General features: G+C 70.0%; 19 protein-coding genes. 18 read left to right on the top strand and 1 reads right to left on the bottom strand.

The features are described from left to right. Positions 1 to 99: 99 nt before the first annotated feature. A complete protein-coding gene (gene galE, locus OG385_RS01710) occupies positions 100 to 1,089 on the bottom strand; it encodes a UDP-glucose 4-epimerase GalE (RefSeq protein ID WP_266851158.1) in 990 nt (329 codons plus the stop codon). Between the two features lie 274 nt (positions 1,090 to 1,363). Here galE and OG385_RS01705 point away from each other — a divergent pair, with 274 nt between their 5' ends. The 18 genes from OG385_RS01705 (at position 1,364) to OG385_RS01620 (ending at position 21,551) form a co-directional block, all read left to right on the top strand. Continuing rightward, positions 1,364 to 3,139 (top strand): DUF5941 domain-containing protein, encoded by a 1,776-nt coding sequence (locus OG385_RS01705; protein ID WP_266860555.1) that lies wholly within the window; start codon positions 1,364 to 1,366, stop codon positions 3,137 to 3,139. Next, complete coding sequence (locus tag OG385_RS01700; RefSeq protein WP_266851156.1) at positions 3,136 to 3,888, top strand: phosphocholine cytidylyltransferase family protein; 753 nt, start codon at positions 3,136 to 3,138, stop codon at positions 3,886 to 3,888. Before OG385_RS01705 ends, OG385_RS01700 begins: the two co-directional genes overlap by 4 nt. Continuing rightward, complete coding sequence (locus tag OG385_RS01695; RefSeq protein ID WP_266851154.1) at positions 3,876 to 4,937, top strand: iron-containing alcohol dehydrogenase family protein; 1,062 nt, start codon at positions 3,876 to 3,878, stop codon at positions 4,935 to 4,937. Before OG385_RS01700 ends, OG385_RS01695 begins: the two co-directional genes overlap by 13 nt. Beyond that, on the top strand, positions 4,915 to 5,694 hold the full coding sequence (locus OG385_RS01690) for a CDP-alcohol phosphatidyltransferase family protein (protein WP_266851152.1): 780 nt from the start codon (positions 4,915 to 4,917) through the stop codon (positions 5,692 to 5,694). The genes OG385_RS01695 and OG385_RS01690 overlap by 23 nt, the downstream gene beginning before the upstream one ends. Positions 5,695 to 5,744: 50 nt before the next feature. Then, on the top strand, positions 5,745 to 6,590 hold the full coding sequence (locus tag OG385_RS01685; protein WP_266860553.1) for a glycosyltransferase family 2 protein: 846 nt from the start codon (positions 5,745 to 5,747) through the stop codon (positions 6,588 to 6,590). Positions 6,591 to 6,687: 97 nt separating this feature from the next. After that, positions 6,688 to 7,617, top strand: a complete 930-nt coding sequence (locus OG385_RS01680) for an ABC transporter permease (protein WP_266851150.1) — start codon at positions 6,688 to 6,690, stop codon at positions 7,615 to 7,617. Then, positions 7,610 to 8,395, top strand: a complete 786-nt coding sequence (locus OG385_RS01675; RefSeq protein WP_266851149.1) for an ABC transporter ATP-binding protein — start codon at positions 7,610 to 7,612, stop codon at positions 8,393 to 8,395. The genes OG385_RS01680 and OG385_RS01675 overlap by 8 nt, the downstream gene beginning before the upstream one ends. Before the next feature lie 480 nt (positions 8,396 to 8,875). Then, entirely contained in the window at positions 8,876 to 9,796 is a 921-nt protein-coding gene (gene hpnC, locus OG385_RS01670; RefSeq protein WP_266851147.1) for a squalene synthase HpnC, read from the top strand. After that, a complete protein-coding gene (gene hpnD, locus OG385_RS01665; RefSeq protein ID WP_266851145.1) occupies positions 9,793 to 10,743 on the top strand; it encodes a presqualene diphosphate synthase HpnD in 951 nt (316 codons plus the stop codon). The genes hpnC and hpnD overlap by 4 nt, the downstream gene beginning before the upstream one ends. A 127-nt stretch (positions 10,744 to 10,870) precedes the next feature. Then, positions 10,871 to 12,259 (top strand): hydroxysqualene dehydroxylase HpnE, encoded by a 1,389-nt coding sequence (gene hpnE, locus OG385_RS01660; RefSeq protein WP_266851143.1) that lies wholly within the window; start codon positions 10,871 to 10,873, stop codon positions 12,257 to 12,259. Beyond that, a complete protein-coding gene (locus OG385_RS01655) occupies positions 12,256 to 13,338 on the top strand; it encodes a polyprenyl synthetase family protein (RefSeq protein ID WP_266851141.1) in 1,083 nt (360 codons plus the stop codon). Before hpnE ends, OG385_RS01655 begins: the two co-directional genes overlap by 4 nt. Positions 13,339 to 13,440: 102 nt before the next feature. Further along, the gene (gene shc / locus OG385_RS01650; protein WP_266851139.1) at positions 13,441 to 15,468 is read left to right on the top strand and encodes a squalene--hopene cyclase; all 2,028 of its coding nucleotides are present in this window, start codon (positions 13,441 to 13,443) and stop codon (positions 15,466 to 15,468) included. Beyond that, complete coding sequence (locus tag OG385_RS01645) at positions 15,468 to 16,112, top strand: 1-hydroxy-2-methyl-2-butenyl 4-diphosphate reductase (protein WP_266851137.1); 645 nt, start codon at positions 15,468 to 15,470, stop codon at positions 16,110 to 16,112. The genes shc and OG385_RS01645 overlap by 1 nt, the downstream gene beginning before the upstream one ends. A 5-nt stretch (positions 16,113 to 16,117) precedes the next feature. Beyond that, the gene (hpnH, locus tag OG385_RS01640) at positions 16,118 to 17,140 is read left to right on the top strand and encodes an adenosyl-hopene transferase HpnH (RefSeq protein ID WP_266851135.1); all 1,023 of its coding nucleotides are present in this window, start codon (positions 16,118 to 16,120) and stop codon (positions 17,138 to 17,140) included. 243 nt (positions 17,141 to 17,383) lie between these two features. Further along, complete coding sequence (gene dxs, locus OG385_RS01635) at positions 17,384 to 19,264, top strand: 1-deoxy-D-xylulose-5-phosphate synthase (protein ID WP_266851133.1); 1,881 nt, start codon at positions 17,384 to 17,386, stop codon at positions 19,262 to 19,264. Further along, positions 19,261 to 20,658 carry an aspartate aminotransferase family protein gene (locus tag OG385_RS01630; protein WP_266851131.1) on the top strand — a complete coding sequence of 466 codons (1,398 nt, stop codon included), beginning with the start codon at positions 19,261 to 19,263 and terminating at the stop codon, positions 20,656 to 20,658. Before dxs ends, OG385_RS01630 begins: the two co-directional genes overlap by 4 nt. A 70-nt stretch (positions 20,659 to 20,728) precedes the next feature. Continuing rightward, a complete protein-coding gene (locus OG385_RS01625; RefSeq protein ID WP_266851129.1) occupies positions 20,729 to 21,295 on the top strand; it encodes a helix-turn-helix domain-containing protein in 567 nt (188 codons plus the stop codon). Positions 21,296 to 21,371: 76 nt separating this feature from the next. After that, positions 21,372 to 21,551, top strand: a complete 180-nt coding sequence (locus OG385_RS01620; RefSeq protein WP_266851127.1) for a DUF6126 family protein — start codon at positions 21,372 to 21,374, stop codon at positions 21,549 to 21,551. Positions 21,552 to 21,568: the final 17 nt, after the last annotated feature.

Raw genomic sequence — 21,568 nt, 5'->3', positions numbered from 1 at the left:
CCAACTACGGGGCAGGGGTATCGGGCAACACGAGACCGAACACCATTGTCAGCTACTCTGACCTGCGGAAATAATGGCAGGTCAGAGTGGGGCGCGAGATCATTTGCGGCGCGCGCCGGGGTGTCGCAGGCACCAGCCTTCCCAGGCCGACTCGACCATCTCGCGCACCCCGCGCGAGGCCTTCCAGCCGAGTTCCCCGGCGATCAGCTCGTCCGACGCGACGGCCTTCGCCGCGTCGCCCGGACGGCGCGGTCCGACCACGGGGGACATCGGCAGCCCGGTGACCGAGGCGACGAGGTCCGCCAGTTCGCGCACCGATACGCCCGCGCCGCGGCCGACATTGAGCGTGAGATCCCCCGCACCGCCGTCGGCGGAGAGCCTGCGGGCCACGGCGACATGGGCGTCGGCGAGATCGGCGACATGGATGTAGTCACGGATACAGGTGCCGTCGGGTGTGGGGTAGTCGGCGCCGAAGATCCGCGGGTCCTCACCGCGGGTCAGCCGGTCGAAGAACATCGGGATGACGTTGTGGACCCCGATGTCGGCCAGCCCGGGCGCGGCCGCACCCGCCACATTGAAGTAGCGCAGGCAGGCGGTGGACAGGCCGTGCGCCGTGCCCGCCGCCCGCACCAGCCACTCGCCGGCCAGCTTCGTCTCGCCGTACGGATTGATGGGCGCGCAGGGCGTCGACTCGGTGATCAGCTCCGCTTCGGGGACGCCGTAGACGGCGGCCGACGAGGAGAACAGGAAGCGCCGCACCCCGGCGGCGACCACGGCCTCCAGCACCACGGTCAGGCCGTGCACGTTGTCCCGGTAGTAGCTCAGCGGGTGCTCGACGGACTCCCCGACCTGCTTCTTGCCCGCGAGATGCACGACCCCGGTGATGTCGCCTCCGTGAGCGGTCAGGGTGGCGTCCAGGAGGCCGCGGTCGAGCACCGAGCCGCGCACCAGCTCGACCCCGGCCGGAAGGCGCTCGGCGAGCCCGCTCGACAGGTCGTCCAGGACGACCACCCGCTCGCCGTCCGCCACCATCGCCCGCGCCACATGCGCTCCGATGTACCCCGCCCCACCTGTGATCAGCCACGTCATACCGGCCACCCTAAGACACCCCGGAGACGCCCCGGAGACACCGCGGCTCTGCCTCTTCCGAGCGGAACGGGAGCACGGTTTGTGGGGCGAGGCATGGATCGATCATGATGACCGCAGCAGGTGGCGCGGGGTCATGCCCGGTCGGATCGGGACGTAAACGGCCCGTGAACGCCTGCTTACGTCCATCAGATAGCCTCTGCCGACATGCCGCCCGCCCCTGCCGGGACCGGGCCGTCTCCGCGTGTGTTACGCCAGCTCCAAGGAGTGAGTTCGTCTGTCGACCGCCATCCTCGCCGGTGCGCCGGTACCCGGATCGTCGCTGGAGGGCGATCTGCGGTCGCTGGGCTTCGATGTACGCATCGCAGCCGACGCGGCAGAGACCGCGCAGCTGCTCACCGCCGCACCGGCCGACGAACGCGTGGCGGTCGTCGACACCCGTTTCGTCGGCCATCTCCACTCGCTCCGCCTGGCGCTGACCGATCCCCGCTTCGCGGCGGCCGCGGTCCCCGGCGCGCTCGCGGTCCAGCCGGAGGCGCGCCCCGCGCTCAACCGCGTACTGGCGGCCGCGGAACCGCGCCCCGACACCCTGGCCGCGGCGCTGGACAGCGCCGGGACCCCTGTGCAGCGTCCCGAGCTGGGCACGCTGGTCGCCTCGGTCCCGCAGGACCCGCAGTCCCGCCACGAGGCCAGGGCCGCCGTCGCCGCCGTCGATGACGAGGCCGTGCGGCTCCGTACGGCGGTGAAGTCCCGGGACGGCTTCTTCACGACGTACTGCATCAGCCCCTACTCGCGGTACATCGCACGCTGGTGCGCCCGCCACGGGCTGACCCCGAACCAGGTCACCACCGCCTCGCTGATCACCGCACTGATAGCGGCGGCCTGCGCCGCGACCGGCACCCGCGGCGGATACATCGCCGCCGGAGTGCTGCTGCTCTGCTCCTTCGTCCTGGACTGCACGGACGGTCAGCTCGCCCGGTACTCGCTCCAGTACTCGACGCTCGGCGCCTGGCTGGACGCGACCTTCGACCGGGCCAAGGAGTACGCCTACTACGCGGGGCTCGCGCTGGGTTCGGCCCGCAACGGCGACGACATCTGGGTGCTGGCCCTCGGCGCGATGGTCCTCCAGACCTGCCGGCACGTCGTGGACTTCTCCTTCAACGAGGCGAACCACGACGCGACAGCCAACACAAGCCCCACCGCCGCCCTCTCCGACAAGCTCGACAGCGTCGGCTGGACGGTCTGGGTGCGCCGCATGATCGTGCTCCCGATCGGTGAACGCTGGGCCATGATCGCCGTGCTCACCGCCGTGACCACCCCCCGGATCGTCTTCTACGCGCTCCTCATCGGCTGCGCCCTGGCCGCCTGCTACACCACGGCCGGCCGGATCCTGCGCTCGCTGACCCGCCGGGCCACCCGCACCGACCGCGCCGCCCAGGCACTGGCCGACCTCGCCGACTCGGGACCGCTCGCCGAGCTCTTCGCACGGTTCCTCAAGGGACCGCGCGGCGCCCTGCCGGTGATCGCGTTCGTGGGCGGCGCCCTCGTGGTGGCCGTGTCGCTCTTCGCGCCGGTCGGCAGCTGGTGGCCCGCCGTGGCCGCCGCCGTGTACTGCGTACTCTCCGGAACGGCCGTCTCGCGCCCGCTCAAGGGCGCGCTCGACTGGCTGGTGCCCCCGGTCTTCCGGGCGGCCGAATACGTCACGATCCTCGTGCTCGCGGCCCGCTCCGATGTCCACGAGGCGCTGCCCGCGGCCTTCGGACTGGTGGCGGCCGTCGCCTACCATCACTACGACACGGTGTACCGCATCAAGGGCGGCACCGGCGCGCCGCCCCGGTGGCTCGTGCGTACGATCGGCGGCCACGACGGCCGGACCCTGGTGGTCGCCGTACTCGCCGCCCTGCTCACGGCGGAGCACACCGCCGGTGACGGTTTCGCAGTCGCGCTCACGGTGCTCGCCGTGGCCGTGGCGATCGTGGTCCTCGCGGAGAGCATCCGCTTCTGGGTGTCCTCCGGAGCACCCGCTGTACATGACGAAGGAGAACCCGCATGATCGGCCTCGTACTGGCGGCCGGCGCAGGCAGGCGTCTGCGTCCCTACACCGACACGCTGCCCAAGGCCCTCGTGCCCGTCGGCCCCGAGGGGGAGGGCGAGCCGACCACCGTTCTCGACATCGCGCTGAGCAACTTCGCCGAGGTCGGACTCACCGAGGTCGCGGTCGTCGTCGGCTACCGCAAGGAGGCGGTGTACGCGCGCCGTGCGGAGTTCGAGGCCAAGTACGGAGTCACGATCACGCTGATCGACAACGACAAGGCCGAGGAGTGGAACAACGCCTACTCCCTCTGGTGCGCCCGTGAGGTGCTCAAGCAGGGTGTGATCCTCGCCAACGGCGACACCGTGCACCCGGTCTCCGTCGAGAAGACGCTGCTGGCCGCGCGCGGCGAAGGCCGGCGGATCGTCCTCGCCCTCGACACGGTGAAGCACCTCGCCGACGAGGAGATGAAGGTCATCACGGACGGCACCGACGCGGTGACCAGGATCACCAAGCTGATGGACCCCTCGACGGCCACCGGCGAGTACATCGGGGTCACCCTCATCGAGCCCGAGGCCGCCGAGGAGCTCGCGGACGCGCTCAAGGTCACCTTCGAGCGCGACCCCGACCTCTACTACGAGGACGGCTACCAGGAGCTGGTGAACCGCGGCTTCCGTATCGACGTGGCCCCGATCGGGGACGTCGCCTGGGTCGAGATCGACAATCACGACGACCTCGCGAAGGGCCGTGGCATCGCGTGCCAGTACTGACGAGGCTCATCCCGTCCCCGGTCGTCGTCGACATCAGCAGTGGCGCCCTCGACGACTTGGCGGGGCTCCTCGCCGACCAGCGGATCTCGGCCTCCGGCAAGCTCGCCCTCGCCGTCAGTGACGGCTCGGGCCGGGCACTGCGCGAGAAGCTCGCGCCGGTGCTGCCCGGGGCCGACTGGTACTCCGTCGCCGACGGCACCATCGACTCCGCGGTGCGGCTGGCCGACGGGATCAAGGGCAAGCGGTACGACGCGGTGGTCGGCCTCGGCGGCGGCAAGATCATCGACGTGGCGAAGTACGCGGCGGCCCGGGTGGGGCTCCCGATGGTCGCCGTAGCGACGAATCTCTCGCACGACGGCATCTGCTCGCCGGTATCCACCCTGGACAACGACAACGGACGCGGCTCCTACGGGGTCCCGACCCCCATCGCGATCGTCGTCGACCTCGATGTGATCCGTGAGGCACCGCCCCGCTTCATCCGCTCCGGCGTCGGTGACGCGATCTCCAACATCTCGGCCATCGCCGACTGGGAGCTCTCGCACAAGGTCAACGGCGAAGCGGTCGACGGACTGGCGGCGGCCATGGCCCGCACCGCGGGCGAGGCGGTCCTGCGCCACCCCGGCGGGGTCGGCGACGACGAGTTCCTGATGGTGCTCGCCGAGGGGCTCGTCCTCTCCGGCATCGCGATCTCGATCAGCGGCGACACCAGGCCCTCGTCCGGTGCCTGCCACGAGATCTGCCACGCCTTCGACCTGCTCTTCCCCCAGCGGGCCGGCAGCCACGGCGAGCAGGTCGGTCTCGGCGCCGCCTTCGCGATGCACCTGCGCGGCGCGGCCGACGAGGCCGGGCTCTTCGCGGACGTCCTGCGCCGGCACGGCCTGCCCGTACTGCCCGGCGAGCTGGGCTTCAGCGTGGACGAGTTCGTCCAGGTCGTGCGGTACGCCCCGCAGACCCGCCCCGGACGCTTCACGATCCTGGAACACCTCAACCTGTCCGCAGACCAGATCAAGGACGCTTACGCCGACTATGCAAAAGCCATCGGTAGCTGAACTCCGCCCGGTCGTTCACCCTCCGGGCGTCAAGGACCGGCGGAGCGGCGAGCACTGGGGCGGCCGGCTCTACATGCGCGAGATTTCGCTGCGCGTGGACCGGCACCTGGTGAACACGCGGATCACGCCCAACCAGCTGACCTACGTGATGACCGTCGCCGCCGCCTTCGCCGCCCCTGCCCTCCTCGTGCCGGGGATCTGGGGCGCGGTGCTCGGCGTGCTGATGGCTCAGCTCTATCTGCTTCTCGACTGCGTCGACGGCGAGGTCGCCCGCTGGAAGAAGCAGTACTCGATGGTCGGCGTCTACGTGGACCGCGTAGCCGCCTATGTACTCGACGCCGCGGTCCTCGTCGGCTTCGGTCTGCGCGCGGCCGACATCTGGGGCTCCGGGCGGATCGACTGGCTGTGGGCCTTCCTCGGCACCCTCGCGGCCCTCGGCGCCGTCATGATCAAGTCCGAGACCGACCTCGTCGGCGTCGCCCGCCACCAGCAGGGACTGCCGCCGGTCAAGGAGACGGCGTCCGAGCCGCGCTCCTCCGGCATGGCGCTGGCCCGCAGGGCGGCCGCGGCGCTGAAGTTCCACCGGCTCGTCCTCGGCATCGAGGCGTCGCTGCTCATCCTGGTCCTCGCGATCGTGGACCAGATCAGGGGCGACCTGTTCTTCACGCGGCTCGGCGTCGCCGTGCTGGCGGGCATCGCGCTCCTGCAGTCCCTGCTCCACCTCGTGTCCGTCCTCGCCTCCAGCAGGCTCAAGTGACGGCCCCCGGCGCGGGCGGCTCCGCGAAGGTCGGCGCGGTCATCATCACGATGGGCAACCGCCCCGACGAGCTGCGCGCACTGCTGGATTCCGTCGCCAAGCAGGACGGCGACCCGGTCGAGACGGTCGTCGTCGGCAACGGCGCACCCGTGCCGGACGTCCCCGAAGGCGTACGGACCGTCGAGCTGCCCGAGAACCTGGGCATCCCCGGCGGCCGCAACGTCGGCATCGAGGCCTTCGGCCCGGCCGGCACCGACGTCGACATCCTGCTCTTCCTCGACGACGACGGGCTGCTGCCCAACACCGACACGGCCGAGCTGTGCCGCCAGGCCTTCGCGGCCGACCCCGAGCTGGGCATCATCAGCTTCCGGATCGCCGACCCCGACACCGGGGTCACCCAGCGCCGCCACGTCCCCCGGCTGCGCGCATCCGACCCCATGCACTCCTCGCGCGTCACGACCTTCCTCGGCGGGGCCAACGCCGTACGGTCCAAGGTCATCGCCGAGGCCGGACCGCTCCCCGGCGAGTTCTTCTACGCGCACGAGGAGACCGACCTGGCGTGGCGGGCCCTCGACGCCGGCTGGATGATCGACTACCGGTCCGACATGGTGCTGCACCACCCCACCACGGCCCCGTCCAGGCACGCGGTCTACCACCGCATGGTGGCCCGCAACCGTGTCTGGCTGGCCCGCCGGAACCTGCCCGCACCGCTGGTGCCGGTCTACCTGGGGGTGTGGATGCTGCTCACGCTGGTCCGCCGCCCCTCCGGAGCCGCGCTCAAGGCATGGTTCGGCGGGTTCAAGGAGGGCTGGACGACTCCCTGCGGACCACGCCGACCGATGAAATGGCGTACGGTCTGGCGGCTGACCCGACTGGGCCGGCCTCCGGTGATCTGAGAAGCTCGATTCTGAGAGCATCGGACGTACTCCGGGGCCCGGCATCCGAGCCCGGTCCCGATCCAGCAGCGCATCTTGAACACGAAAGTTTCAACTTGTGAGTGACACAACCCATGACGGAGCGGTCGCGCTGAGCGACCGCCCGTCTCCCGACGACGGTCTGTCCTCGGCCGAGCTGGCCGGGAAGTACGGCCTGTCGGTGAGCGGTGCCCGGCCTGGACTCATGGAGTACGTCCGCCAGATCTGGGGACGGCGCCACTTCATCCTGGCCTTCTCGTCCGCGAAACTGTCGGCCCAGTACAGCCAGGCCAAGCTGGGCCAGGTCTGGCAGGTGGCGACCCCGCTGCTCAACGCGGCGGTCTACTACTTCATCTTCGGCCTGCTCCTCAACACCAGGCGGGGGCTGCCGCACGACGTCTTCATCCCCTTCCTGGTGACCGGGGTCTTCGTCTTCACCTTCACGCAGAGCTCGGTGATGGCCGGTGTCCGGGCGATCTCGGGGAACCTCGGTCTGGTGCGGGCGCTGCACTTCCCGCGGGCCTCGCTGCCCGTCTCGTTCGCGCTCCAGCAGCTCCAGCAGCTGCTGTACTCGATGATCGTGCTGATCGTGGTCGCCGTCTGCTTCCACAGCTATCCGTCGCTGTCCTGGCTCCTGGTCATCCCCATCCTCGCGATGCAGTTCGTGTTCAACACGGGCCTGGCCCTGATCATGGCCAGGCTCGGCAGCAAGACGCCCGACCTCGCGCAGCTGATGCCGTTCATCATGCGTACCTGGATGTACACGTCGGGCGTGATGTTCTCCATCACGGTCATGCTCAAGGGCAAGCCGCCGTGGATCGCCCATGTGCTCCAGTGGAATCCGGCCACCGTCTACATGGACCTGGTCCGGTTCGCTCTGATCGACGGTTACGGCGCCGAGAACCTGCCTCCGCACGTCTGGGCGGCCGCAGCGGCCTGGGCGGTCCTGCTGGGCCTCGTGGGCTTCGTGTTTTTCTGGAAGGCTGAGGAGCGGTACGGCCGTGGCTGAGCAAACCAATCAGGGGTACATCCCCACGGTCATCGCGGACGACGTGCACATCGTGTACCGCGTCAACGCCGGCGGCGGCGGCAAGGGCGCGGCCACCGCAGCGCTCAGCCGCATCGTGGGCAAAGACAAGAGCGCCGCGCGCGGTGTCCGCAAGGTGCACGCCGTACGCGGGGTGACCTTCACGGCCTACCGGGGCGAGGCCATCGGGCTCATCGGCTCCAACGGCTCCGGCAAGTCCACCCTGCTGCGGGCCATCGCCGGGCTGCTGCCGACGGAGAGCGGCAAGGTCTACACCGACGGCCAGCCGTCGTTGCTCGGTGTCAACGCCGCACTGATGAACGACCTGACCGGCGAGCGCAATGTGATCCTCGGCGGTCTGGCCATGGGCATGTCGCGCGAGGAGATCCGCGAGCGGTACCAGGGGATCGTCGACTTCTCCGGTATCAACGAGAAGGGCGACTTCATCACCCTGCCGATGCGGACGTACTCGTCGGGCATGGCGGCGAGGCTCCGGTTCTCCATCGCGGCGGCCAAGAACCACGACGTCCTCATGATCGACGAGGCGCTGGCCACCGGCGACCGCAAGTTCCAGATCCGTTCGGAAGAGCGCATCCGCGAGCTGCGGAAGGAGGCCGGCACGGTCTTCCTCGTCAGCCACAGCAACAAGTCGATCAGGGACACCTGCGACCGCGTCCTGTGGCTGGAGAAGGGCGAACTGCTGATGGACGGCCCGACCGAGGAGGTCGTCAAGGCGTACGAGAAGGAGACCGGCAAGTAGCCGCCCCGTCGGCCCTTCCCGCCTTCCCGCAGCACCACAGCGGCCCCCCGCCGGAACCTCCGGCGGGGGGCCGCTGCCCTGCGGTCACCCGCTGCCCGCAACATCCCGACACGCCGGTGCGAGCAGGCTGTTCAGGCCAATGACGGACCGTTGTGCACAGGTCCGGGTGAGTCAAGTGATCGTCAAGTACTGTGCCTGCGGGGAAGGTTGCGGAGGATTGAAGTGTTCTTGTAATGCGCACTGCACCCCGCTGACGTGCCAGTCGTTGTACAACGTAAGCTGTACCGGTGCTGATTCACGGCAAGCGGGGCCAATACCCTGCGTCGCCAACCCGGCGTCGCCTTGCCTGACAGTCTGCGCGGCGTGTCCGAAATGGGTTGTATTGAGTCAGCAGTGTAGAACGGGAGATGTGACGGCAATGGCAACGGACGTGTCCCAGCTCCGCGATGTTTCCGCCGTTCCCGCGCCTGGCAGTATGCGGTGACGGGCGTCCGGGACGCGGGCACCGACAGCCATGCGCGCACCACACTCGACAAGGCGTCCGGGGAGAACTTCCCGGTAGCCCCGTTCTTCCTGCCGCGCGCCTGGCGCGACGACCTGATGGCGGTCTACGGCTACGCCCGGCTCGTCGACGACATCGGCGACGGGGACCTCGCGTCTCCCGCGACCGAGGCCCGGCTCCTGGGGCTCGACCCCGCGCGCGCCGACGACCGCCTCGCGATGCTCGACGCGTTCGAGGCCGACCTGCAGCGCGTCTTCGCCGGACCGGGCGAGCAGCCGCGCCACCCCATCCTGCGCACGCTCCGGCCGACCGTCCGCCGCTGCGCCCTCACCCCTGAGCCGTTCCTCGGGCTGATCGCGGCCAACCGCCAGGACCAGACGGTCCGGCGCTACGAAACCTACGAGGACCTCCTCGCGTACTGCGAGCTCTCGGCCAACCCCGTCGGCCGTCTCGTCCTGCAGATCACGGGCACGGCGAGCCCCGAGCGCATCCGGCGCTCCGACGCCGTCTGCACGGCGCTGCAGATCGCCGAGCACCTCCAGGACGTCGCCGAGGACCTCGGCCGCGACCGCATCTACCTTCCCGCCCGGGACATGAAGGAGTTCCACGTCCAGGAGGCGGATCTGGCGGTCCCGAGCGCGGGCGCATCGGTGCGCGCGCTCATCGCCTACGAAGCCGAACGCGCCCGGGGCCTGCTGAATGAAGGCGCCCCGCTGGTGGGTAGCGTCCATGGCAGGCTCAAGCTGCTGCTCGCCGGGTTCGTGGCCGGTGGAAGCGCCGCCCTCCAGGCGGTCTCCGCCGCCGGATTCGACGTGCTTCCCGGACCGCCCAAAGCCACCAAGTTCGGCCTGTTGCGCGAAACGGGAGCCGTCCTGCGAGGAACGCGTAGAGAGGGGTGAGCCGGACCGTGGAGGGACAAACGCCGGTTTCGGGGCCCGTGATGGCCGCGTACACGTACTGCGAGGCCGTCACGGGACAGCAGGCGCGGAATTTCGCGTACGGCATCAGGCTGCTGCCCGCCGACAAGCGGCAGGCCATGTCCGCGCTGTACGCCTTCTCGCGACGTGTGGACGACATCGGCGACGGGGACCTGGCCCCCGACGTCAAGCGGGAGCGGCTGGAATCGACGCGCGACCTCCTCGGACGGATCCGCGAAGGAGCCGTGGAGGAGGACGAAACCGATCCGGTCGCGGTGGCCCTGACCGACGCGGCACGCCGGTTCCCGATCCCGCTCGGCGGGCTCGACGAACTCATCGACGGCGTACTGATGGACGTACGCGGCGAGACCTATGAGACCTGGGACGACCTGGAGGTCTACTGCCGTTGCGTCGCGGGTGCCATCGGCCGGCTCTCGCTCGGAGTCTTCGGCAACGCCGCGAGCACGGCGGCCGCCGACCGGGCGTCCCAGTACGCCGACACGCTCGGCCTGGCACTCCAGCTCACCAACATCCTCCGGGACGTCCGCGAGGACGCGGGCAACGGCCGCACCTATCTCCCCGCTGAAGACCTCGCCAAGTTCGGCTGCTCGGACGGCTTCCACAGTGCGACGCCGCCGGCGGGCTCCGACTTCGCCGGTCTTGTGCACTTCGAGGTCCGCCGCGCCCGCGCCCTGTTCGCCGAGGGCTACCGGCTGCTGCCCTTCCTCGACCGCCGCAGCGGGGCATGCGTCGCCGCGATGGCCGGTATCTACCGGCGCCTCCTGGACCGCATCGAGCGCGACCCCGAGGCGGTCCTGCGCGGCCGGGTCTCGCTGCCCGGCCGGGAGAAGGCGTACGTCGCGGTCCGCGGTCTCTCCGGTCTCGACACCCGGAACATCACACGTCAGAGCGCCCGGAGGCGCGCCTGATGCCCCTCGACAGACCCGCTCCGCAACGGTCCGCCGAGCGGTACTCAACCTCCGGGGAAGATCACGCGTCCCTGACTTCGACAACCTGCCGTCCTCACCGGGACGGCCGGTCCTGGAAGGGGGGCGTATGACAGCCGACGCGGCGCGGCCGACGCGCGCGGTCGTGGTCGGCGGGGGGCTGGCCGGTACCACCGCCGCACTCGAACTCGCCGGCGCGGGCGTACGCGTGACCCTGCTCGAAGGCCGGCCCCGGCTGGGGGGTCTCGCCTTCTCCTTCCAGCGCGGCGAACTGACCGTCGACAACGGCCAGCACGTGTACCTGCGCTGCTGCACCGCGTACCGCTGGTTCCTCGACCGGATCGAAGGGGCCGCCCTCGCGCCCCTCCAGGACCGGCTCGACGTGCCCGTGCTCGACATCGCGCCCGCGAGCGGCCCGCGTCTTGGCCGGCTGCGCCGCAGCGGACTGCCGGTGCCGCTGCACCTGGCCCGGAGCCTCGCGACGTACCCGCATCTCTCGCTCGCCGAGCGGGCGAGCGTCGGCCGCGCCGCGCTGGCGCTCAAGGGACTCGACCTCGCCGATCCCGCCCTGGACGACACCGACTTCGCGAGCTGGCTGCGCGCGCACGGGCAGTCCGACCGCACCATCGAAGCCCTCTGGGACCTGGTGGGCGTCGCGACGCTCAACGCGACCGCGCCGCACGCCTCGCTGGGTCTCGCCGCGATGGTCTTCAAGACCGGGCTGCTCTCCGAAGCGGGCGCGGCCGACATCGGCTGGGCCCAGGTGCCGCTGGGCGCCCTGCACGACACGCTGGCCCGCAAGGCCCTCGACGCGGCGGGGGTGCGCACCGAACTGCGCGCCAGGGTCGCCGGTGTCGGCCGGGCCGCGGACGGGAGCTGGCGGGTGGAGACCGACGGCGAGACGCTGGAGGCCGACGCCGTGGTGCTCGCCGTACCGCAGCGCGAGGCCCATGCGCTGCTCCCCGAAGGGGCGCTCGACGAGCCGGAGAGGCTGCTGGAGATCGGTACGTCACCGATCCTCAACGTCCATGTCGTGTACGACCGCAAGGTGCTCCGCCGGCCCTTCTTCGCCGCGCTCGGCACCCCGGTCCAGTGGGTCTTCGACCGTACGGACTCCTCGGGTCTCCAGGGCGGCGGGCAGTACCTGGCGCTGTCCCAGTCCGTCGCCGACGACGACATCGACCAGCCCGTCTCCGTTCTCAGAGAGCGCTATCTCCCGGAGCTGGAGCGCCTGTTGCCCGCGGCGCGCGGCGCCGGTGTACGGGACTTCTTCGTCACCCGTGAGCGCACCGCGACCTTCACTCCGGCCCCTGGTGTCGGACGGCTGCGTCCCGGCGCCCGCACCCGCATCCCCGGCCTCTGCCTGGCCGGGGCGTGGACCGCCACTGGCTGGCCCGCGACCATGGAGGGCGCGGTGCGCAGCGGTCTCAGCGCCGCCGGTGCCGTGCTCACCACGCTCGGCCGTACCCACGACCATCCGCTTCAGGAGGCGGCATGAGCACTGTTACTGGAACAAGAGGAGAGCCTGTGACCCCGGCCGCAGACACCGTCGATATTGTCGCGCTCCTGGAGCGCGGACGGACCCTGTCCTCACCGGTGCTGCGCGCTGCCATTGACCGGCTCGCACCGCCCATGGACACGGTCGCCGCCTATCACTTCGGCTGGATCGACGCCGAGGGGCGCCCCGCGGACGGGGACGGCGGCAAGGCCGTACGCCCCGCGCTCGCGCTGCTGTCGGCCGAGGCAGCCGGAGCCTCGGCCGAAGCCGGGATCCCCGGCGCCGTCGCGGTGGAACTCGTGCACAACTTCTCGCTGCTGCACGACGACCTGATGGACGGTGACGAACAGCGCCGCCACCGGGACACCGTCTGGAAGGTGCACGGCCCCGCGCAGGCGATCCTCGTCGGCGACGCGCTCTTCGCGCTCGCGAACGAGATCCTGCTGGAGCTCGGCACCGTGGAGGCCGGCCGCGCCACGCGCCGTCTGACCACCGCCACCAGGAAACTGATCGACGGTCAGGCCCAGGACATCTCCTACGAGCACCGCGAACGGGTCACCGTCGAGGAGTGCCTGGAGATGGAGGGCAACAAGACGGGCGCCCTGCTGGCCTGCGCCGTCTCCATCGGTGCGGTACTCGGCGGCGCCGACGACCGCACGGCCGACACGCTGGAGGCGTACGGCTACCACCTCGGCCTGGCGTTCCAGGCCGTCGATGACCTGCTCGGCATCTGGGGCGACCCGGAGGCCACCGGAAAACAGACCTGGAGCGATCTGCGCCAGCGCAAGAAGTCCCTGCCCGTCGTCGCGGCTCTCGCGGCCGGCGGACCGGCGTCGGAACGGCTGGGCGAACTGCTCGCAGCCGACGCCAAGAGCAGTGACTTCGACACGTTCTCCGAGGAGGAGTTCGCCGTACGGGCGGCTCTGATCGAGGAGGCGGGCGGCCGGGAGTGGACCTCGCAGGAGGCCCGCAGGCAGCACGCGATCGCGATCGACGCGCTCACCGGGGTCGAGATGCCGGAAAGGGTGCGGGCGCAGCTCATCGCGCTCGCCGACTTCGTCGTAGTACGGAAGAGATGATCACCATCGCCACATAACTCGCGGTCGCCGGCCGGTGTCCCCGGGACACCGGCCGACGGAGACCCCAGCACAGCAGAGGAAGCACTGCACGAAGGGGAAGCCATGACAGCGACGACCGACGGAAGCCCCGGAGCCATGGAGCCCCGCGCAGCCTCGGCAACGGGAACAGCTGAGACAACTACAGCAACTGCACCTACTGAAACCACCGAAACGATTCTTGCCGGTCACCCGGTGCATGACGCCGCCGAGCGGGCCGCAGAGCGCTCGGTCGCATACCTGCTGGAAGCCCAGGACGCCCAGGGCTGGTGGAAGGGCGACCTGGAAACAAACGTGACCATGGACGCCGAAGACCTGCTGCTGCGGCAGTTCCTCGGCATCCAGGACGAGCGCACCACGAAGGCCGCCGGACAGTTCATCCGGGGCGAGCAGCGCGCGGACGGCACCTGGGCCACCTTCTTCGAGGGCCCCGGCGAACTCTCCACCACCATCGAGGCGTACGTGGCGCTGCGGCTCGCCGGGGACGCCCCCGACGCCCCGCACATGGCGCTGGCGTCCGCCTTCATCCGCGCCAACGGAGGCGTGGCCGCGAGCAGGGTGTTCACCAGGATCTGGCTCGCCCTCTTCGGTTGGTGGAAATGGGATGACCTCCCCGAGCTACCACCTGAGATGATTTTCCTGCCCAAGTGGTTCCCGCTCAACATCTACGATTTCGGCTGCTGGGCCCGGCAGACGATCGTGCCGCTCACCGTCGTCTCGGCGAAGCGCCCGGTCCGCCCGGCCCCCTTCGCACTCGACGAGCTGCACACCGACCCGGCCGACCCGAATCCGGCCAAGCGGCCTGCCCCGCTGGTCAGTTGGGACGGGGCGTTCCAGCACCTCGACAAGGCGCTGCACATCTACCACAAGGTCGCCCCGCGAAGACTCCGCAAGGTGGCCATGAACGCGGCGGCCCGGTGGATCATCGAGCGGCAGGAGAACGACGGCTGCTGGGGCGGCATCCAGCCGCCCGCCGTGTACTCGGTCATCGCACTCCATCTGCTCGGTTACGACATCGACCACCCCGTGATGCGGGCGGGCCTGGAGTCGCTGGACCGGTTCGCCATCTGGCGCGAGGACGGCGCCCGCATGATCGAGGCCTGCCAGTCCCCGGTGTGGGACACCTGTCTGGCCACGATCGCGCTGGCCGACGCGGGGCTGAGCCCCGACCACCCGGCCCTCGTCAGGGCCGCCGAGTGGATGCTCGCCGAGGAGATCGACCGGCCCGGCGACTGGGCGGTGCGCCGCCCCGGACTCGCCCCCGGTGGCTGGGCGTTCGAGTTCCACAACGACAACTACCCCGACATCGACGACACCGCCGAGGTCGCCCTCGCGCTGCGCCGGGTCCGGGTGCCGGACCGGGCGCGGCTGGAAGGGGCCATCGCGCGCGGTGTGCGCTGGAACCTCGGTATGCAGTGCAAGGACGGTGGCTGGGGCGCCTTCGACGCCGACAACACCAGCCCGTTCCCCAACCGGCTGCCGTTCTGCGACTTCGGCGAGGTCATCGACCCGCCGTCGGCCGATGTCACCGGCCATGTCGTGGAGATGCTCGCCGTCGAGGGCAAGACGCACGACCCGCGCACCCGGCGCGGCATCGAGTGGCTGCTCGCCGAACAGGAGGCGACCGGCGCCTGGTTCGGGCGCTGGGGCGTCAACTACATCTACGGCACCGGGTCGGTGGTCCCGGCCCTCACCGCGGCCGGGCTGCCCGTCTCCCATCCGGCGATCCGCCGTGCGGTCTCCTGGCTGGAGTCCGTACAGAACGATGACGGCGGCTGGGGCGAGGACCTGCGCTCGTACAAGGAGGAGGAGTGGATCGGGCACGGCGCTTCGACGCCCTCCCAGACCGCCTGGGCGCTGCTGGCGCTGCTCGCGGCGGGGGAGCGGGAGAACAAGGCCGTGGAGCGGGGTGTCTCCTGGCTCGCCGAGACGCAGCGCCAGGACGGCTCATGGGACGAGCCGTACTTCACCGGTACCGGCTTCCCCTGGGACTTCTCGATCAACTACAACCTGTACCGGCAGGTCTTCCCGCTGACCGCGCTGGGACGGTACGTCAACGGTGAGCCCTTCGCCGGAACCCGGCAGGGGAGCTGATGACCGAGGCTCCGGACAGCGCCCCGCTGCTGATCGCCTGTGCGCTGGGCATCGAGCGGTTCGCCCTGCGCACGGGCGGCCGCCGCGGCGGCGCACCGGGCCCGGTGACCGTACTCCGTACGGGCATGGGGCCCGAGGCGGCCGCGTACGCCGTCACCCGCACACTCGGTGAGCTCCCCTCGCGGGAGTCCGCCGTGATCGCTTCCGGCTTCTGCGCCGGTCTCGCACCCGGAATGCATCCGGGTGATGTGATCGTCGCCGATGAGACCAGGGACAGCAGGGGCGCCACCGCCTGCGTGGGCACCGAGGTGCTCGCAAAAGCACTCGCCGCCGCCCTGCCCGGGCGTACTGTGCACACCGGTCCGCTGACCGGGTCAGACCATGTTGTACGCGGCCACGAAAGGGCCGAGCTGCGTGCCACAGGGGCGATCGCCGTGGACATGGAATCCGCGGCGACGCTCTGGAGTGCTGTACGGACCGGGCCCCGCCCGGTTGCGGCCGTACGAGTGGTCGTGGACGCTCCAGAACATGAACTCGTCCGTATTGGGACGGTACGCGGTGGAATATCGGCCTTCCGCGTACTCCGTGCCGTCCTTCCAGCTTTCTATGAATGGCACCGTTCTTTGCTGCTCCCCAGGAGGTGAGCTAGATGGCCATGCCGCTCCGTCAGACCATCAGGGTCGGGACGTATCTCTTCGAACAGAAGCTCCGCAAGCGTGAGAAGTTCCCGTTGATCGTCGAGCTGGAGCCGCTCTTCGCGTGCAACCTCGCATGTGAGGGCTGCGGGAAGATCCAGCATCCGGCGGGAGTGCTCAAGCAGCGCATGCCGGTGGCGCAGGCAGTGGGGGCCGTCCTTGAATCGGGTGCTCCGATGGTTTCCATCGCGGGTGGTGAGCCCCTCATGCACCCGCAGATCCATGAAATCGTGCGCCAGCTGGTGGCAAAGAAGAAATATGTCTTCCTTTGCACCAACGCGATGCTGATGCGCAAGAAGATGGACAAGTTCACGCCTTCGCCCTACTTCGCGTTCACCGTGCACATCGACGGGCTGCGCGAGCGGCACGACGAGTCGGTGGCGAAGGAGGGAGTGTTCGACGAAGCCGTGGAGGCGATCAAGGAGGCCAAGAGGCGCGGTTTCCGCGTCACGACCAACTCCACCTTCTTCAACACGGACACCCCGCAGAACATCATCGAGGTGCTCAACTACCTCAATGACGATCTGGAGGTGGACGAGATGATGATCTCGCCCGCCTATGCCTACGAGAAGGCCCCGGACCAGGAGCACTTCCTGGGGGTCGAACAGACCCGGGAACTCTTCAAGAAGTCCTTCGCCGGCGGGAACAGGGGCCGCTGGCGCCTGAACCACTCGCCGCTCTTCCTGGACTTCCTGGAAGGCAAGGTGGACTTCCCCTGCACCGCGTGGGCCATTCCCAACTACTCGCTCTTCGGCTGGCAGCGCCCCTGCTATCTGATGAACGACGGGTATGTCCCCACGTACAAGGAGCTGGTCGAGAAGACCGACTGGGACAAGTACGGCCGGGGCAAGGACGACCGCTGTGCCAACTGCATGGCGCACTGCGGTTACGAGCCGACTGCCGTACTCGCCACGATGAGCTCCCTCAAGGAGACCATCCGGGCCGCCCGCGAGACGGTTTCAGGAAACCGCGGGTGACGTGACGGTCGCAGGAGAGCCTGCCGCACCCGGGCTCCCCGAGCCGCCGGCCCGACCTGTCCAGGTCGGGCCGGCGGCCGTAGAGCCTTTCGGGTGACCTTCGATCGCCCGATCAGAGGCCGGCCGAAAGGCTCTCAGGCGCGTACGCGCCGGTTCCGGTGCTGTCGATGACCCGGGCGCCGGCTCCGTCACCGACCGGCACCGGATGTGTGAGCGATACAAAATCCGAGAGGGGGCCTGAGCGTGTCGATCTTGGAGAATATCCGGGGACCGCACGACCTGAAGGCGCTCGCCGAGGCGGAACTCGGTGAACTGGCCGTAGAAATAAGGGAGTTCCTGATCCAGGCGGTAGCCAGGACCGGGGGACACCTGGGGCCGAACCTGGGGGTGGTCGAACTCGCCGTCGCGCTGCACCGGGTCTTCGACTCACCCGTCGACCGCATCCTGTGGGACACCGGCCACCAGAGCTATGTGCACAAGCTGCTCACCGGCCGGCAGGACTTCTCCAAACTGCGCAGCAAGGGCGGCCTCTCCGGCTACCCCTCCCGCGAGGAGTCCGAGCACGACGTCATCGAGAACTCGCACGCCTCGACGGTGCTGGGCTGGGCCGACGGCCTCGCCAAGGCCAACGAGGTGCTCGGCAGGACCGGCCATGTGGTCGCCGTGATCGGTGACGGCGCGCTCACCGGCGGCATGGCCTGGGAGGCGCTCAACAACATCGCGGCCGCCAGGGACCGCCCGCTGATCATCGTCGTGAACGACAACGGCCGCTCGTACGGCCCGACGATCGGCGGCCTGGCCAACCACTTCGCCACCCTCCGCACGACCGACGGCTACGAGCGGGCCCTCGCCTGGGGCAAGGACGTGCTCCGGGCGGCCCCCGTCGTGGGACAGCCGCTGTACGAGTCGCTGCACGGCGCGAAGAAGGGGTTCAAGGACGCCTTCGCACCGCAGGGCATGTTCGAGGACCTGGGGCTGAAGTACGTCGGCCCGGTCGACGGGCACGACCTGGCGGCCGTGCAGTCGGCACTGAACCGGGCCAAGCGCTTCCACGGTCCTGTGCTCGTCCACTGCCTCACCGAGAAGGGGCGCGGCTACCGGCCCGCGCTGGAGGACGAAGCGGACCGCTTCCACACCGTCAGCGTCATGGACCCGCTGACCTGCGCCCCGCTCGCCCCGCCCGGCGGACCCTCCTGGACCTCGGTGTTCGGCGCCGAGATCGCCGCGATCGGAGCCGAACGCCCCGATGTCGTCGCCATCACGGCGGCGATGCTGCACCCGGTCGGCCTCACCGAGTTCGCCGAGCGCTTCCCCGACCGCGTCTGGGACGTCGGGATCGCCGAACAGCACGCGGCGGTCTCGGCCGCCGGACTCGCCACCGGTGGTCTGCACCCGGTGGTCGCCGTGTACGCGACCTTCCTCAACCGGGCACTCGACCAGCTCCTGATGGACGTGGCCCTGCACCGGTGCGGGGTGACGTTCGTCCTCGACCGGGCCGGGGTCACCGGCCCCGACGGGCCCTCGCACAACGGCATGTGGGACATGTCCGTCCTCCAGGCCGTACCGGGACTGCGGATAGCCGCGCCCCGGGACGCCGACCAGCTCCGTGCCCAGCTGCGGGAGGCGGTCGACGTGGACGACGCGCCGACCGTACTGCGCTTCCCCAAGGAGTCGGTGGGCGAGCCGCTCCCGGCGGTCGGCCGGGTCGGCGGTATGGACGTACTGCACCGGGCGGACCGGCCCCAGGTGCTGCTGGTCGCCGTCGGGGTGCTCGCCCCGGTCTGCCTGCAGGCGGCCGAACTCCTCGAAGGCGGCGGCGTCGGCTGCACGGTCGTCGACCCGCGCTGGGTCAAACCGGTGGACGCCGAACTCCCCGAACTCGCCGCCGGACACCGGCTGGTCGCGGTCGCCGAGGACAACAGCCGCAGCGGCGGCGTGGGTTCGGCGGTCGGCCAGGCGCTGCGGGACGCCGGGGTCGACGTACCGCTGCGGACCTTCGGAATCCCCGAGCAGTTCCTCCCGCACGCCAAACGTGCCGAAGTGCTGGCCGACATCGGGCTCACGCCCGTCGAGATCGCAGGACGGATCAGCGCCGCCCTGAAAGCCAAGGAGAAGACGGAATGACGGAAGGCGCACCCAAGGGTTTCGACCTGACGACCCTGCTGGCCGAACGAGGTGCCGAGCGCTACGAGCTGCACACCCGGTACCTCAACCACCAGCTGCCGAGAATGCTGCACACCATCGGCTTCGACAACGTCTACGAGCGTGCCGAGGGCGCCCACTTCTGGGACGCGGACGGCAACGACTACCTCGACATGCTCGCGGGCTTCGGGGTCATGGGGCTCGGCCGGCACCATCCGGTCGTCCGCAAGGCGCTGCATGACGTCCTGGACGCCTCGCTCGCCGACCTGACCCGCTTCGACTGCCAGCCGCTGCCCGGCCTGCTCGCCGAGAAGCTGCTGGCCCACTCGCCGCACCTGGACCGGGTGTTCTTCGGCAACAGCGGTACGGAAGCCGTCGAGACGGCGCTGAAGTTCGCCAGGTACGCCACAGGGAAGCCCAGGATCCTCTACTGCTCGCACGCCTTCCACGGGCTGACGACCGGCTCGCTCTCGGTCAACGGCGAGGACGGCTTCCGGGACGGATTCGCACCGCTGCTGCCCGACACGGCGATCAGCATGGGTGATCTGGCCGCGCTGGAACGCGAGTTGAAGCGCGGGGACGTGGCGGGCTTCGTGGTCGAGCCGATCCAGGGCAAGGGGGTCCTGGAGTCCCCGCCCGGCTTCCTGCGGGCGGCCCAGGAGCTGCTGCACCGGCACAAGGCCCTGCTGATCGCCGACGAGGTGCAGACGGGACTCGGGCGGACCGGTGACTTCTACGCCTACCAGCACGAGGAGGGCGTCGAGCCGGACCTGGTCTGTGTGGCCAAGTCGCTCTCCGGCGGGTACGTACCGGTCAGCGCGACCCTGGGCAAGGACTGGATCTTCAAGAAGGTCTACTCGTCCATGGACCGGGTGCTGGTCCACTCGGCGAGCTTCGGCTCCAACGCCCAGGCGATGGCCGCCGGGCTCGCCGTGCTTTCGGTGATGGAGGACGAGGAGACCGTCGCCCACGCCCGCACGACCGGCGAGCTGCTGAAGTCCCGGCTGGCCGCGCTGATTCCCCGGTACGAGCTGCTCCACGACGTACGCGGCCGGGGGCTGATGATCGGCATCGAGTTCGGCCGCCCCACGTCGCTGAAGCTCCGCAGCCGGTGGACCATGCTCCAGGCGGCCCGCAAGGGGCTCTTCGCGCAGATGGTCGTCGTACCGCTGCTCCAGAAGCACCGCATCCTCACCCAGGTCTCCGGGGACCATCTGGAAGTGATCAAACTGATCCCGCCGCTGGTCATCGGTGAGGCGGACGTGGACCGCTTCGTCGAGGCGTTCACCGCTGTCATGGACGACGCGCACGGCGGTGGCGGACTCATGTGGGACTTCGGGCGGACCCTGGTGAAGCAGGCGGTCGCCAACCGCTGAGGGCCGACGGCTTTTTGCCTCAGAGGCAAGAAAGTTGCCTCTGAGGCATTCTGCTGTCCCAATGGTGGGTATGAGCACCCCAGCGGAGGATCTGCCCGATGTCGCCCCGCGCCTGCGCGAACTGCGCCGGCGAGGACGGCTCACGCTGGAGGCCGCCGCCCGCAGGGCCGGTCTCTCCCCGGCGCACCTCTCCCGGCTGGAGACCGGAGCACGGCAGCCGTCGCTGCCCATGCTGCTCTCGCTGGCCCGCATCTACGGTACGTCGGTCTCCGAGCTGCTCGGCGAGGTGCCGCCCGAGCGGGACCCGATCATCCGGGGCGACCGCCGGGACTCCGTCGAGGCCGACGGCTGGACGTACCACACGGCGGGCTCCCCGGGCCGGGCGATGCAGGCACTGCGCGTGGAAGTGCCGTACGGGGCGCAGGGCGAGCTCGTCCGGGTCCATCCCGGCGAGGAGTGGATCTACGTCCTCAGCGGCAAGCTGCGGCTGACCCTGGGGGACGCGGCGCACGATCTCGACCCCGGGGACAGCGCCCACTTCGACTCGCTCACCCCGCACCGGATCGCCGCGGCGACCCGGGGCGGGACCGAGCTGCTCTTCATGCACACCCTGATCCAGAGCCCCGACCTGCACTGAGCCCGGTCCTGCACTGAGCCCTGAGCCGCACTGAGGCCGGTCCCGCACGCGATCCGTTCCGAAGAGAGGCCGCACCATGCCGGAAACAGAAACAGACCCGGAGAAGCCGCATCGCGAGAGCGCGCACCCGGAGAAGTCGAGCGAGGAGAAGAAGTTCCCCCGGGGGCTCGTCATCCGGCTCTTCGCCTATCTGGTGGCGGGCCACCTCTTCGCCGGTTTCCTCTATCTGCTGTTCACGCTCGGCGGTCAGCAGTAGCCGTCCGGCCGTCCTCG

This window comes from Streptomyces sp. NBC_01306 (assembly GCF_026340465.1).
Lineage (GTDB): Bacteria > Actinomycetota > Actinomycetes > Streptomycetales > Streptomycetaceae > Streptomyces.
Note: the sequence above shows the minus strand (reverse complement) of the source record. Positions and strands in the feature narration are given on the sequence as shown.